At 40.7% G+C, this 14,668-nt stretch carries 12 protein-coding genes; 8 read left to right on the forward strand and 4 right to left on the reverse strand.

The window, feature by feature from the left end; translation table 11 throughout:
* From ACOVQQ_RS12760 to ctlX, 3 genes are all read left to right on the forward strand, one after another.
* Positions 1–1,352: C25 family cysteine peptidase (locus ACOVQQ_RS12760; protein WP_421818528.1), on the forward strand; the 1,352-nt coding region annotated here is incomplete at its 5' end.
* 78 nt (positions 1,353–1,430) lie between these two features.
* Positions 1,431–2,351: a dimethylarginine dimethylaminohydrolase family protein gene (locus tag ACOVQQ_RS12765; protein WP_421818529.1), complete on the forward strand. Its 921-nt coding sequence runs from the start codon at positions 1,431–1,433 to the stop codon at positions 2,349–2,351.
* Between the two features lie 116 nt (positions 2,352–2,467).
* Positions 2,468–3,403: a citrulline utilization hydrolase CtlX gene (ctlX, locus tag ACOVQQ_RS12770; protein ID WP_421818530.1), complete on the forward strand. Its 936-nt coding sequence runs from the start codon at positions 2,468–2,470 to the stop codon at positions 3,401–3,403.
* A gap of 77 nt (positions 3,404–3,480) precedes the next feature.
* On the opposite strand, the gene ACOVQQ_RS12775 is transcribed toward ctlX, so the two are convergent.
* Both ACOVQQ_RS12775 and ACOVQQ_RS12780 read right to left on the reverse strand, forming a co-directional pair.
* Positions 3,481–5,514, reverse strand: coding sequence for a T9SS type A sorting domain-containing protein (locus ACOVQQ_RS12775; protein ID WP_421818531.1), 2,034 nt, complete (start codon positions 5,512–5,514; stop codon positions 3,481–3,483).
* A 345-nt stretch (positions 5,515–5,859) separates the two neighbouring features.
* Positions 5,860–6,759: a DUF6607 family protein gene (locus ACOVQQ_RS12780; RefSeq protein WP_421818532.1), complete on the reverse strand. Its 900-nt coding sequence runs from the start codon at positions 6,757–6,759 to the stop codon at positions 5,860–5,862.
* Between the two features lie 99 nt (positions 6,760–6,858).
* On the opposite strand from ACOVQQ_RS12780, the gene ACOVQQ_RS12785 reads away from it, so the two are divergent.
* From ACOVQQ_RS12785 to ACOVQQ_RS12805, 5 genes are all read left to right on the forward strand, one after another.
* Positions 6,859–8,958, forward strand: coding sequence for a TonB-dependent receptor plug domain-containing protein (locus ACOVQQ_RS12785; RefSeq protein WP_421818533.1), 2,100 nt, complete (start codon positions 6,859–6,861; stop codon positions 8,956–8,958).
* Positions 8,959–8,968: 10 nt separating this feature from the next.
* Positions 8,969–10,399 (forward strand): HmuY family protein, encoded by a 1,431-nt coding sequence (locus ACOVQQ_RS12790; RefSeq protein ID WP_421818534.1) that lies wholly within the window; start codon positions 8,969–8,971, stop codon positions 10,397–10,399.
* Positions 10,400–10,460: 61 nt separating this feature from the next.
* Positions 10,461–10,868, forward strand: a complete 408-nt coding sequence (locus ACOVQQ_RS12795; protein ID WP_421818535.1) for a DoxX family protein — start codon at positions 10,461–10,463, stop codon at positions 10,866–10,868.
* 98 nt (positions 10,869–10,966) lie between these two features.
* Positions 10,967–11,329, forward strand: coding sequence for a CoA-binding protein (locus ACOVQQ_RS12800; RefSeq protein ID WP_421818536.1), 363 nt, complete (start codon positions 10,967–10,969; stop codon positions 11,327–11,329).
* Positions 11,330–12,036: 707 nt separating this feature from the next.
* Complete coding sequence (locus ACOVQQ_RS12805; RefSeq protein WP_421818537.1) at positions 12,037–13,146, forward strand: hypothetical protein; 1,110 nt, start codon at positions 12,037–12,039, stop codon at positions 13,144–13,146.
* A 644-nt stretch (positions 13,147–13,790) separates the two neighbouring features.
* On the opposite strand, the gene ACOVQQ_RS12810 is transcribed toward ACOVQQ_RS12805, so the two are convergent.
* Positions 13,791–14,147, reverse strand: a complete 357-nt coding sequence (locus ACOVQQ_RS12810; RefSeq protein WP_421818538.1) for a helix-turn-helix domain-containing protein — start codon at positions 14,145–14,147, stop codon at positions 13,791–13,793.
* 2 nt (positions 14,148–14,149) lie between these two features.
* Positions 14,150–14,476, reverse strand: coding sequence for a type II toxin-antitoxin system HigB family toxin (locus tag ACOVQQ_RS12815; RefSeq protein WP_421818539.1), 327 nt, complete (start codon positions 14,474–14,476; stop codon positions 14,150–14,152).
* Between the last annotated feature and the right edge of the window lie 192 nt (positions 14,477–14,668).

Below are 14,668 nucleotides of genomic sequence, written 5' to 3' on the forward strand. Positions count from 1 at the left end.
TACCGACGTATTCGTACGGGACCAGTGGTGCCGACGAGCAGTTTTACAGCGATTCATATTACGGACAGTTAACAGAAGAGGATTTTTACCCGGAATTGCTCGTTGGCCGATTATCGGGAACCACACAGCAAATGCCGCGCATCATTCAAAAAATTCTCAATTATGAGACCACACCATTAGCAGGAACGTGGATGACAAATGCCATAGGAATTGCCTCCAATGAAGGTTCTGGTTACGGCGATGAAGGTGAAGCAGATTTTGAACACTTACGCGGAATTGGAGATCAATTATTGGAGTTTGGATACAATACCATTTACGAGTTTTATCAAGATTATCAAGAAGGCAACGATGAATGGGGCGATCCTACTCCGGAAATGATTTCAGCTGCCATCGATGAAGGGGTAGGTCTAATTAATTACACTGGGCACGGTGCTACGCAAATAATGTCGACCGGTAGTTATACCAATGCCGACGTTAATCAACTAAACAATACCGGTAAATTTCCGTTTGTAGTTTCAGTTGCGTGTAACAACGGAACATTTGTGGGAGGAACTGCATTATGTGAATCGTTTCTTACTGCGAGCCAAGGATTGAATCCAACAGGAGCAATTGCAGCATGTGGGTCTTCTATTCTTATGGCTTGGGCAGAACCGATGCAAACTCAAGATGAAATCGCTGCACTAATTACTAGAGCTAACCCTACAAGTACTGCAACCACCTTAGGAGGTTTGTTTTTTAATGGGCAACTTAGCATGCTAGAAACTTACGGAAACAGTCCAACTGCAATCGAGGTGATGCAAACCTGGATTATGTTTGGCGATCCTACAGTGGTATTTAGAAGCACAAGCTTTGATGAACTTGCGGCAACACACCCAGCAGAAGTTAGCCAAAGCGGACAAACGATTACTGTTAACTCATCAAGCAATGGTGCACGTGTCTTTTTAACTCAAAACAATATTCAATTTGCAACTGCTGTAATTGCTGAGGGCGCCGCAACGCTAGAAATACCTAATCTTGCCAGTAATGATCCAATTAAGATTACATTGACCAAAGTAAATGCAAAACCTTATCGCAGCAGCATAAACGTTTCGTCACCCTTATCGGTTGACGGTACTAGCTCCAAAAATGTACAAGTATTTCCGAATCCAGTACGAAATGTGCTAACAGTCAATTTAATTGAAGCGGAGAAAGCTGTGGTGAAGATTTTAGATTTGAACGGGCGTGTAGTTCTTGAGCAAGATTTTAGCAGTAACTCAGCCCAAATCGATATGTCGCAGCTTAGCAACGGTATGTATTTGGCAGTGGTCGAAACTTCAAACGGACGCGTAATTAAAAAGCTTTCAAAAGAGTAGAAGGAGTTCGAAATCGTTTTCGAAAACTTAACTATGCGGCAAACTAATATGATTATCTTTGCCGCATAATTGCTTTTTATGCTTTCATTACATATTTCCGACGAGACTTCATTACTTAAAGAGGTGGTTCTCGGAACGGCACAAAACAATGGGCCAACACCTACGGCTGAAGAGGCCTATGATCCAAAATCGCTTGAACATATTTTAGCAGGAACTTATCCGGTTGAAGAAGATATGGTTCGCGAAATGGACGCTTTTGCAGCAGTTTTCGAGAAGTACCACGTAAAAGTGTATCGACCTGAATTAATCGAAAATTACAATCAGATTTTTTCCAGAGATATAGGTTTTGTGATTGAAGACACTTTCATTAAAGCCAATATCTTACCTGATCGTGAACGTGAACTCGATGCGATACAGTACGTTATTGACCGTATGAACCCGGCAAAAGTAGTTCGCCCGCCCGAAAATGTACATATCGAAGGAGGCGATGTTATGTTGTGGAACGACCATATTTTTATTGGAACGTACAAGGGAAGTGATTACAAAAATTACATCACTGCTCGAACCAATATGGAAGGAGTGCAGTATATCAGAGATTTGTTTCCGAATAAAATTGTCAAAGAATTCGATCTCGTAAAGTCAAAAATCGAAGCTCGCGATAATGCGTTGCACTTAGATTGCTGTTTTCAGCCCGTTGGAAAAAACAAAGGCATCATTTATAAAAGCGGCTTTCGTGAAGAGTCGGATTATATGTATTTGGTGAATTTGTTTGGTATGGAAAATTTGTTTCATATCACCCGAGACGAGATGTACAATATGAATTCCAATATATTTTCGATAGCGCCAGATGTGGTGGTTTCGGAGCGTAATTTTACTAGACTTAATACTTGGTTACGCTCGCAAGGTTTTACCGTAGAGGAAATACCGTACGCAGAAATAGCAAAACAAGAAGGATTACTTAGATGTAGCACATTGCCCTTGTTACGGATGCCGCAATAGGGATAGAAGTGGAAAGCCCACAGCCCCGAAAGCTTTCGGGGCGAGGACTTGGAACGAATAGCCCGACCCGACGGAGGAACGGAGGAGGGGATTGCCCAAAAAATAAAAAATTTAAAATGAGACAATCAACCGATACTTTATTAATGATTCGCCCAGTGGCGTTTCGAATGAATGAACAAACTGCCGTAAATAATTACTACCAAAAAGTAATCGATGGTTTGCTGCCGGCAACGGTAAATGCGAAAGCGCAACAAGAATTTGATGCTTTTGTGAGTAAGTTGGAAGCGGCAGGAATACGCGTCATAGTTGTAAAGGATACTGTAGAACCAGATACGCCCGATTCGATTTTTCCAAATAATTGGGTTTCTTTTCACGATAACGGCGATGTCGTTTTGTATCCGATGTTTGCTGAAAATCGGCGCTTGGAACGCAGAGAAGATATTCTAGATGACATCGAAAATGCAGGTTATGTAATCGAGGAAATTATGGATTACACAGCTGCGGAAGAAGATAACTTTTTTTTAGAAGGAACCGGTAGTTTGCTGCTCGATCGGGTCAATAAAATTGCCTATTGTGCCTTATCTCCACGTGCCGACGAGGAGTTGTTCATTGAATTTTGCGAAGATTTCGACTATGCACCGGTAATTTTCGAGGCGTTTCAAACAGTTGATGGTATGCGAAAGCAGATTTACCACACCAATGTAGTAATGTGTTTAGGTACTGATTTTGCCGTTCTTTGCGCCGATTGCATTGACGACAAACAAGAACGAAAGCACGTTCTAGAACAGCTTCGAAATTCGGGCAAAGAAGTTATTTTAATTTCGGAAGATCAGGTAAATAATTTTGCGGGAAATATGCTTGAAGTAACTACAGCCGACAGCAAACGATACATTGTTATGAGCGAAGCTGCACGAAAATCGTTGCGACCCGCTCAGATTCAGATTTTAGAAAAGTACGGCGAAATTTTGTCTTCAAGTTTAGATACGATCGAAGCTTGTGGCGGCGGAAGTGCGCGCTGCATGATGGCTGAGGTTTTTCTACCGAAGAAATAAAATGGAGGAACGAAATGAAAAAGGCGTTAACTGTTGAATGTTACCGCCTTTTTTTATTTAAAACTATTTTCTAGATCTTACTTTCGAGCAAATTTAGCCGTTTGAGTAACGCCTTCGGTAGTAAATTGAATGATGTACATACCTACAGGTAGATTAGCTACTGAGATGGCAACTTTCGAAGCTGATTGATTTTTCAAATAGCGAACTTCTTGACCTAAAGTATTGTAAACAGTCACATTTTCAATGGCTGTTCCCGATGGATTTTCAAGATATAAAATATCTGAGGCAGGATTCGGATAAAGTTTCACAGTTGTTTTTGTAAAATCACTTGTGCTAAGTGCACCTACGCCAAATGAGTAGCTTGCCGATGATTCGAACGTACTGCCTGCGAAGATAATTTGGTTATCGGCAGTAGAGATTTCGTAAAAGCCATCTCCGTAATCGCAGCAAATTCCGTCCCCGAATGCATCGGTTATTGTGAATGTGTAGCAAGTGTTTGCAGGAACATTAACTGTTTGCGTGATTAAAGCTGGTAAAGAGTTAGTGTCACTATAGTTTCCACCCGATGCAAGCGTTTGTCCAGCATCATTTACAAGTGACCAAGCCGTTTCTGAACCAAATTCATCACGCTGAATTTTGATGGTTACAGCTGTAGTATTATAGAATTCGGGAATAGTAAAGCTACCCGACTTATTGTCGTTGTTGCTGTTCTGATCGGCAGTTTGATTGATGCTGCTAATGTTAAAAGTAACGGTATGTGTACCTGAAGTGAAGGCAGACGTTGGTAACTGGATTTGTGCAGTTTGTGTTGTGGTAAGGTTTCCGTTATAAGTAACGTTAGGTTGCGTAACACCATCTACTGCATATTCGATTACCGCTGAATTTATGGTTTGTGTGCCTTTGTTTTGAAGCGTTAGACTTAATGTAGGTGCAGATGTACACGTATCTGTCGGGGCATTGAAATTCAATGATCCATCAATTTCAAAGCCTTGAGGCGCTTGACAAACAGTTGAGGTTCGCAAGCTTGAACGACGGGGAGAGTTTTCAAGTACTACGAGCATACGCTCTTTTTGGTCTTGTGTGAAGATATTCATGCAACCATCGTCGGTGTAATCCATGTAGTTTTCAATCATGTCGTTTCCGGGAGCATTTGGACAGGAATTTTTACCGACCGGGCAGCCGCTTGTTGCTGTAGATGCCGCCGGCGTGTCTGGGCAATAGTCTTTTAGCGAATCGGTTGCGTTGACGGTACAACTTGAAGTATCTCCCCAAATATGACGCAAGCCAAAACAGTGGCCAATTTCGTGTGTTGAAGTTCTTCCGTTAAAGAATTCACTGTCATAGGTTCCTTCTGGATAAATGTCTTGAGATCCAAAATACTGATAACCGATCACAACGCCATCGGTATCGGCTTCACCACCAATGGTGTCTAATCCACCTAAGGTTGAATTGTCGGGAAATTGTGCGTAACCTAAAACGCCAAATAAGTCGCCACCAAAACGACAAACCCAAATATTGAAATACAAATCAGGATTCCATTGTGTTTGAGGTTTCATTGTTGTTTCAATGGCGTTTTCACCCCAAGAAGCCGTTCCCAAATTAACTCGGTGAATACCTGTTGTTTCGTTTCCATCTGGATCGGTTTGAGCTAAACAGAATTCAATTTCAGTATCGGCGCCAACCGCATTCGTGTTGTATCCTGGAGTGTTTAGCATTCTTCTAAAATCCTGATTTAGAACTTGAATTTGAGAAAGTACTTGCTCGTCGGTAATGTTTTCGCCGGTTCCGTAAGCATCGCCGTTATGAATCACATGCACTACAACCGGAATAGTGTAAACAGTATTCGTGCTCTGAGCAGAGCGATTTCCTGTAGCCTGACGTTCGCGAATTTTGGCGCTCATCCAATTTTCAAAGGCTTCCTCCGTAGCGCGAGTGCTGTACTTTTGCTGTAACGATGTTTCGTATTCGGTTGACGCGCAACGAATTTTTCCAGTTGCGGTAGGCGTGTTGGTCGGATTAATGTCGACACCAAAAAGTTTATTTGTCGCTTTTGGCGTTTGTGCCCATGCTCCAACGGTAACTAGGGCGAAAAAGTAGAGTAGTTTTTTCATGATGTGATTTTATGGAGGTTGGGAAGTCACTCCTTGGCTTTGAATTAGGCGGCGAAACTATGCTTTTTGTAAATATGTTACAAATTTTAGAGGCGAAATAATTGATTTTATCGGAGTATAAGTGTTTTTTCGTTGCGTAATTGCTAAGAGAATTCCTTAAAATTTTAGAATTTGTTTATTTTTTGAAATATCTGTCTAATAAAGAAAAACAGCTAGTCATTCTAATTCGATAACTAAAATCAGAAAGCAGATCCGTAGCGAAGTGAACAAGGTCATTCATCGTTACGGATCAGCTATTTTCGATTTCTAACTGAAAATAGAATCGATTTGAGCAGCTAATTTTTACTAGCTTTTTATGTATTGCGAAAAAATCGAGTTAATTTCTGCCGTGCTCGCTTGTGGCTTTAATTCAAATAAAGGCATAAACATCGGCTGCTTGTTTACGGTTTTCTCAATGTGTAGATCTTTCTTGCGATTGTAAACTTCATTCCATTTCTTATTGATTTGTGCCCATAATTGTTTGTTGGCTTTCCACCAGTTTTGTGCGGCTAAACACTTGCTGTCGTCTACTTTTTTGTAGAAATCAAGTCCTTTTTCGCGCGCTAATAAAACATCGGTTCCTTTGTCGTCGCGAATTAATTTTTCATTGTCCTGTTCGTGTAACCAACCGTAGTTCGTAATCTCGTGAGCATTTGTTCGTTTAAGTACGTTATAGTCGTTACGAACGGTGAATTCTCGGCGCGGCAGCGGAGCATCTGTGGTGTTTTTCCAATACGATTTCCCGTCGATATGCACCCAAGTGGCCGTGCCGGAGTAACGCGGACTGTCATCTACCTGATACACATTTTGCGTCCACTTTCCAGCGACATCCGATTTTTTCAATTGGCTAAATTTCCACGTATTGTCTTTGAAAAACTGATACGAATCGGTGTTTTCAAACAACCAGTCCTGGCGCCAATGCTTTACAATCGCAGTATCACTCACAATAAGTAAATGCTGCATGACCACTTTTCCCGGTTTGTCTTCAAGTAATTCAACCCACTCCAAACCATAGTCGTATTTTGTTTTTGAAGGCTTGTACAGCGAGTCTTTACTGTAACTGAACGTTTCCGCAAAATTGAATGTCACTTCATAGCAACCACACATTTTCTTAATCGCAGTCTGGTCTTTTTCTCTTTTCGACTGTCCGAAACCAACAGCAAATACAAGTACTAGAATCGCAGTAATTAGATTTTGTTTTCTCATAAGGTGTAGGATTAATTTTTGCCAAAAATACTATTTCTATTTAGAATAAATAAAAATAAAGATATATTTGCCGAAAATTATTTAGAACGAATCTAGACAATGAAGTATTTCGGATTGTTTTTGTTTTGGACAGCAGCCAGTGTCTTCGCGCAAAGCGACACCACAGCCGTACCCATGGAAGAAGTAATTGTAACCGGACAATTTTCGCCGCGAAGCATCCGAAAGTCGGTTTTCAATGTCAAAACAATTAGTCGCGAGCAAATCGATGCGCTAGCAGCCGTTACCCTAGCCGATGTGCTCAATCAGTATCTAAATATCACCGTGACGCCTTCCAACACCAGCGGTCGCTCCACAGTGTCGTTATTTGGTTTAGACGGACAGTATTTTAAAATTCTCGTCGATAATGTTCCGCTGGTTTCGGAGAATGGTCTGGGCAATAACATCGATTTAACGCAAATCAATCTCGATTTAATTGAGCGTATCGAAATTGTTGAAGGCTCCATGGGTGTTACGCACGGAGCGAATGCGGTGAGCGGAATTCTCAACCTAATCACAAAAAAGGCAGCAAAATCCGGAACAACGGCCGAACTTAGTTTACAGGAAGAAACTGTTGGCAAAGAATATGCGTGGATGCATAGAGGTCGACACGTACAGCGATACGCACTTAATCACACTTTTAGCAATCGGTGGTCGGCTGCTGCGGCGCTCAATCGAAATATCTTCACTGGTTTTTTGAATCGTTTTCAAGGAAAAAACTATACAACTAACGATGGTTTACGCGGCTACGAATGGTTGCCAAAAGCCCAATACAGCGCAAATTCGTATCTGAATTATTCGTTTAATCAACTGAAATTAACCTACAAACTGGATTATCTATGGGAATCGCTCGATGTGTATAATCGTGTTGTATTTGCAGTGAACAATCCGCCGTTTGAACCTACCTTGTTCTCGGCCGACAGTCGGTATAAAACACAGCGGCAATCCCATGTTTTTCAGATAGATAGCAAGATTTCGCAAACGTATCCGCTTGCCGTATCGTTTTCATACCAAAATCAACGACGCGACCGCACTAATTTTCAATACAATCACAACACCGATACGGAACAATCGCTGCAAAAGCGTAAAGATCAAGGTTCCGATTTGTGGTACAGCACCGGAACGCTTAGTAAAATCCGAACCGGAACGCGTATCGAGCACCAATTTGGATACGAAGCCGTTCGAAATCTCGGATTTTCGCTCGTAAGTGCCGAAAACAATTTGGAACAAGTTGTGGAAAAATCAATTTCAAATGCCGATTTGTTCTGGTCTGCCGAATCCGATCTCACTCCAAAACTCCAAATCCGAACCGGTTTTCGCTATTCGTTTCAAGATCGTTTCGACAATCAAATAGCCACTTCGGCACAATTTAAAGTGCGTTTACATTCGCGTAGTGAGCTGCGTTTCGGCTACGGACGATCGTACCGAACACCAAATTTCGAAGAACTCTATTCTCAGATTATCTTCTCCGGACATTTTTTCGTCGGCAATCAAAATCTGCTCCCCGAAACCAGTCATGCAGCCGATTTGGGGTATCAAACGCGTTACAAACTCGGAAATGTATCCATACAATCGGGTATTCAAACGCAATTCCTCTTTGTGAACGATCGCATTAGTATGGCGTTGGTAGAAACTGCGCCGATGGTGAAGTCGCAGTACATCAACATCAGCAAATATCAGATGCAGAATTTCTCCATTACAAATTCAATACAATGGCAAGATTTACAAATGCAAGCCGGACTTTCCCTTATTGGTATTTCCCAAGAATTGCAAAACGGCGAGGCAATTTCGTCGGATAAATTTCTGTATTCCCTGCTTGCCAATTTTTCGGCGACGTATCAATTCAAGAAAATCAACAGCACCTTTGCCGTTTTTTATAAATACACCGGACGCCAGCAGCAATTTCAAGCCACAACAAACGATGCCGGCGAAGCTACCTACGATTTGGCAACGCTATCCGATTTTGGTTGGCTAGATACCACGTTTACCAAGAATTTTAAGTCGGGCTTGTCGCTTGGCTTCGGTGCCCGAAACGTGCTCGATGTGGGCAGCATCAATCAATCAAATCCAAATGCCGGCGGCGTTCACAGTTCCGGAAGCGGTGTGCTTTTAGGTTACGGAAGATCTTACTTTTTAAAATTATCCTATCTCTTTAATATATAATTATTTGATTATGAAACATGTATTTAGTTTTCTGACACTTTTCTTGCTGGTTTTTACTTCCTGCGAAAAAGATAACGATTCGGCCGCGCAAAACTCCGTCGGTTTTTCAAGTGCACAGCTTAACTTGGTCGAAAGCAGCACCGATATCGTCCTCAATTTTGAAACAGCTGCGGCTAAATCGGGTGTTCTAGAGCTAACATTTACGGGGACAAACGCTGTTTTAGGTACCGATTTTAATTTATCCATCGCGCCAACATCGGCAAACAATCTCGAAATTCCGTACGAAGTAGGAGCAACAACCGTCAGTTTTCAAATCACGCGACTAACGCAGGCCATCGAAGGTCAGGCAAAATCGGTTGCATTCCAGTTGACGGGAAGTTCCGATGTAAACGTTACTGTGGCTCCCGAAGCGGCTTCGCTAGTGGCTAATTTCAATGAAGTTCCCGTAACACAACTTACAAAAGCACCAGCTGTGGGCGGCCCCAACGTTCCGAATATCGTTTATGTAGATTTAAGTTCGGGAGCCGAATTGCAAGTGCCGCGCGCTTCATTTGATCTTGGATTTTACAGCGGATCGGAGTTTCGTGTCGTTTTAAACGGTGCGTTAAAAATGGCTGCGAAACAATTGGCAGTTAACGATATGACGATTCCACAGGAAATAGACCCGTCGGTTGCAGTGGGCGAGGGTGGTGGAACCGGAGTTGTAAATGGAAATCCAGCATATGTTGACGATCCGAGCGGAAATTTAGCCCAAACCGCTATTGCTGAAGTAGCAGCCAACGATGCCGACAACAAAGTATATCTCATTAACCGCGGTTTTGATGTGGCAACGGCCGCGCCAGGTGTGGGTAGTGTAAATGCTTATGGAAATTCGCGCGGCTGGTTAAAAATTCGCGTGCTTAGAAACGGAAATGGATACAAAATTCAATATGCAGCGCCAGAAGCAACCACATTTAGCGAGGTTTTGGTAGCTAAAAATGCCGATTATCATTTTACTTACGTGAATTTAACGACAGGAAATACGGTGGTAGCCCAACCAGAAAAAAACAAATGGGATTTACAGTTTACGCCGTTTACCAACTACACCAATTTTGGAACCGGAACGGTATCGTATGCGTTTCAAGATTTTATTGTGAGCAATGCCTTGGGCGGAACACGCATTTACCAAGTATTGAACAGCGAAGGCGTGCTGTACGCGAATTACAGTTTAGCGAATGTAAACACAGCTAATTTTGAGACAACGGCAGCAGCCGACCAGCGTGTTATCGGATCGTCGTGGAGAAACGGCGGCGGACCTACAAGTTTACCAAGCGCGCGCGACGATCGTTTTTACATTTTAAAAGACACAGCCGGTAACATATACAAACTGCGTTTCATTTCGTTAGTGAATGCGCAAGGCGAGCGTGGAAATCCGAGTTTCGAATATCAAAAATTAAACTAACCTAACTTAAACGCAACTATATGAAACGCTATTTATTTATTGCATTGAATTTGATATTGGGATGTTTTACGGCGGCATCAAGAAATTTGAAAAGCCAACGCCGCCGCCGACAGAAATTATCGATACGGTAAAATCGGGTCAGGAAGTGGCGCCGACGGTTGAAATACTGAAGATTAAAAACTACATTTTTGGCATGCGCCAGTCTGGATTTTTCTGGGAGTTTTTGGGCATAGCCGAGTTGTTGGCAGGAATTTTACTGATTTCGCAGGTGTTTGCACGCGTTGGTGCTTTCGTTGCGCTTCCGTTAACGCTTAACATCTTCTTATTTCACAACTTTTTAGAACCAGATGAACTGGGAGAATTATTGCAAACACTTGGTTTATTGCTGATTAATCTGATTTTAATTGCCGAAAGTTACCGCATTTGGAAACCCTTGTTGTGGAATCCGCGTATGTATAAGAGTCATTAAATTGGTTTGTTTGTTTTGTTTGTTTGTCTAAAGAGATCGGTTTGCGTCCGGTCTCTTTTGTTTTTAGGACAGGTATTCGTACTTTTAAATAAAAAAAGATGTCAGCTAAAACATTGGTTTTGGGTGCCAGTACCAATCCGGATCGGTATGCGTATTTGGCAATTCAGCAGTTGCGAAAGAACAATATTGCCGTGGTTGCGATAGGGCAGAAGCCCGGCGTTGTTGCCGACGTTCCGATACACGCCACCACCGAAGATTTCGACGATATCGACACGGTAACCTTATATTTGAATCCCGAGCGCCAAAAAGCGTATTACGACTACATTTTGAGTTTGCACCCGCGACGTGTCATCTTCAATCCCGGCACCGAAAATCCGGAGTTTTACCAGATTTTATCCGAATCCCAGATCAGCAGCGAAGTAGCTTGTACATTGGTGTTACTGAGCACGCGGCAGTTTTAGTTTTTTAGCGATTAGCTGTCAGCTGTTAGCTTTTAGTCGATAGTTCTTTGCTTTTCGCTGTTTGCTGAAAGCGATCAGCGGGTTCGGGCAGGAAAAACGACACGTCAAGTGGTGAACGTCGCAAAGTCTAACCTCTAACCTCTAACTTCTATCCTCTAACCTCTAACCTCTAACCTCTAACCTCTAACTTCTAACCTCTAACCTCTAACTTCTAACCTCTAACTTCTAACCTCTAACCTCTAACTTCTAACCTCTAACCTCTAACTTCTAACTTCTAACTTCTAACTTCTAACTTCTAACTTCTAACCTCTAATATCTCCCTAATGCAGCTACTCCCGTCTTCCGCTATAGTCCTCAAAAAATACGGCACGTTCACACGCGCGGCATCCGGCTTCTTGGGTCGCCGTTTGCTGCACGGTTCACGTAGCCGTCTTTTTCTCCGGGCTGCCGCTGCACCCGGGGCTGGGAAATACGTTACCTAAAATTCGTGAAAAATACCTATAAGTAGGTAGTTTTGGGATGAGGAGAGTGTGTAATTTAGCGAGGATTAGATAAGCAAAGTTTTTATAAAAGGTCACGAATCGAGCGAGATTTTTAAAAAAGAATGCAACTTGCGGGATTTTATGTAAAAAATATTGGAGAGTAAGGTGGTAAATATTCTTCTTTTTAGTAGTTAGCTGTAAACTTAATAGAATTTGAATATGCTAATGGAAATTTCTATACTCAATTATTTTGATAAAGGTCTCTCTTGGGACATTTTTGTGCAAGGGTTTATAGTTTGTATCGTTTTATCATTCGCTTTCTTGTATCTACTTTATTTAATGCCAGTATTTCATAAAGCCAATCAGTCTTTTATTGACTTTTATTTGATCACTTTTAGCGACAAGATCAAATTGTATTTTAAAGATTACAGTAACGGAAATAAATTTATTAGTGTTTTCGTGAAAATCTTTCAAATGGGCTCGCTTACTTCTTCACTAATTATAATTTCTTTTATGCTTGGAATTGTGTTCTCGAATGTAAGCGATTCATTCATGGATCAAGAAAATATAGTTCATTTAGGACTAAAGAAAAACTGGACGGACTTAGGAGCGGAAAGAGGTTTCGATAAGACAGATGAAGAAATTAAGATTGATGTTTTTGATAAAATATTTGGAAAAAATAGCTTAAATCCTAATAAAATAAAATCGATCCTTGGTTCAGTTGATAAAATGTCAATTCTAAACAATGATACAGACCTGTTATCTTCAGATACAAGGAAATCAATAATTATGGAACTTTACTATCATTCAAAACATAAGATTTTAGAATCTGATAAATGGTCTGGCTACTTATCATATACACAAACACTTGTAAATTTGAACCAGACCTTCTGTTTTTGTCTCTGGATTCTAACTATTTCAGCATTCATCGGTTTTCTAGTGACATTTATAGTTAGTTTGGCAGAGAAACTACAAACACCTAAAACTAGCTCACATACATATTTTGGATTACTTATACTTCTTATAATCTTAACTATTTTCATCGCTAACATCTTTTCAGACAGTAATCAAAATTGGAATTCCATTTGGATGTTTTTTTTATTTGGAGTTATATCAATAATTCTAATACAATTTAGGCTAATTCGAGGATATAGATTATCAACAAGCTTACTCTTGACTTTAACATCAGTCTTCCTATACCATTTAACTGCTTTTTCTTGGCTTACATGTGAAATTGAAAGCTGTGCAAAAACATATGGCTTACTGATATACATGGACAAGGACTTGAATGAAACATCTATTGAACTATTTAAACAGATGCTTATAGTAAGGTAATTAAAGATTCGTCTAACAAAGCACTTGCTAAAGCGCGGTTGATGTAAGTAATTAAACATTTAGACTTCCATCAATATTTTAGCTTACATTCGGATTAGAGAATTTTAACTCCACTACTTGGTAGTTACAAAAAATGGCGTCATAATTAATATTAAGGACAACATAAATCAACATTACCCTTCTTCTACCCTGCTCCTCAAAATCTCCCGACTCGCTCCCGCAGGGCGTGTTTAACATCCATGATTATCACTTTTATTTTTTGATCGACTAAAACGCTTGATAATGCAGACAAAGTTGTCTAGTATCAGTCCGTGTCGAGCGGCGAAAAGCACACGTGCAAACTTCGTGAACATTCGCTGTTTGCCAACGAACATCGCCTTGAGTGACGAAACGTGTTTTGTTGGCAGAACGGGCTCGACTGATGTCTCTGGGTTGTGTTTACGACATTTTCGGACGTTCGTTGCTTTGCGATTGTGTCGTGACCTCCGCTAACACCGTGCAAACGCAATTGTCTGATTTCGTGTTCAAATAAGAATCTGTTTTCTTAACTTCGTTTTTGTTAAGCGGAGAGTACGCAATTCCATTTCCAGCAACTGCGTCTTCACGGGAAATGTTAGCAAAAATGCATGTAGAAGCTCTAAAAATCAAACGCTATGCAGAAATACTTCGGCTGGAATACTAAAGTAATCTTTAAGCTTTTGGGCCATTTTTAATGTTATTTCTCGTTTGCCAGATAGAATTGCGGAAACATGTCCTTTACTTCCAATTATTGGCTCAAGATCTTTGTTCTTAATTCCCATTTCTTGCATTTTATACTTGATAACTTCTAATGCGTTAAGTTCTGGCAATTTGTAATGCTTATCGTCATAATCTTTAACCAAAACCATTAATAAATCCAACTCGTCGCTTTCCGGTGTATTCGGTTCTGCGTGGAAAATTTCCATTAATCGCATTGAAGCTTTGTTGTAATCGTTTTCTGTTTTTAATACTTTCCAGCCCATATCTATAATGCTTTTGTCAAAATTGAAGTGTCGAAATCAATGGTTTCAACATTTATTTTATCGTATTCTTTATGTGTTCCAAACCAAATAACATAACACGCAGCTTGGCTAAAATTGACCGAAACTACTAATCTAAAATCATTGCCTTTTATATTGAAAACAACACGATTGTTATTTATTATGCTTGCGTTTCCATAAATAGCTTTCAATTCATTGAAGTTCTTTATCGCAAGTTTTGAAAATTCGTTATACCAAATCAGTAAAGGCGTTTCCGCTAATGGATATTTTTTACAGTAGTATAAAATTGTTTTCTTGACTAGAACTTTCATGAAGCAAAAATATCAAAAGTTTTCAATTTGCAAACTAAGTAGAAATGCAATTGTGAAGATTTGCACGTTTGCTAACCGTACCTGTCTTGCTCCGCAAACCCTCCCGACTTTGAGGCTTCTCCCCAAACCCTCCCGACTTTGAAGCTAATCCCCAAACCCTCCCGACTTCAAGGCTAGTTTTAAATCACCCCA

It is taken from the genome of Flavobacterium sp., assembly GCF_049240005.1.
Lineage (GTDB): Bacteria > Bacteroidota > Bacteroidia > Flavobacteriales > Flavobacteriaceae > Flavobacterium.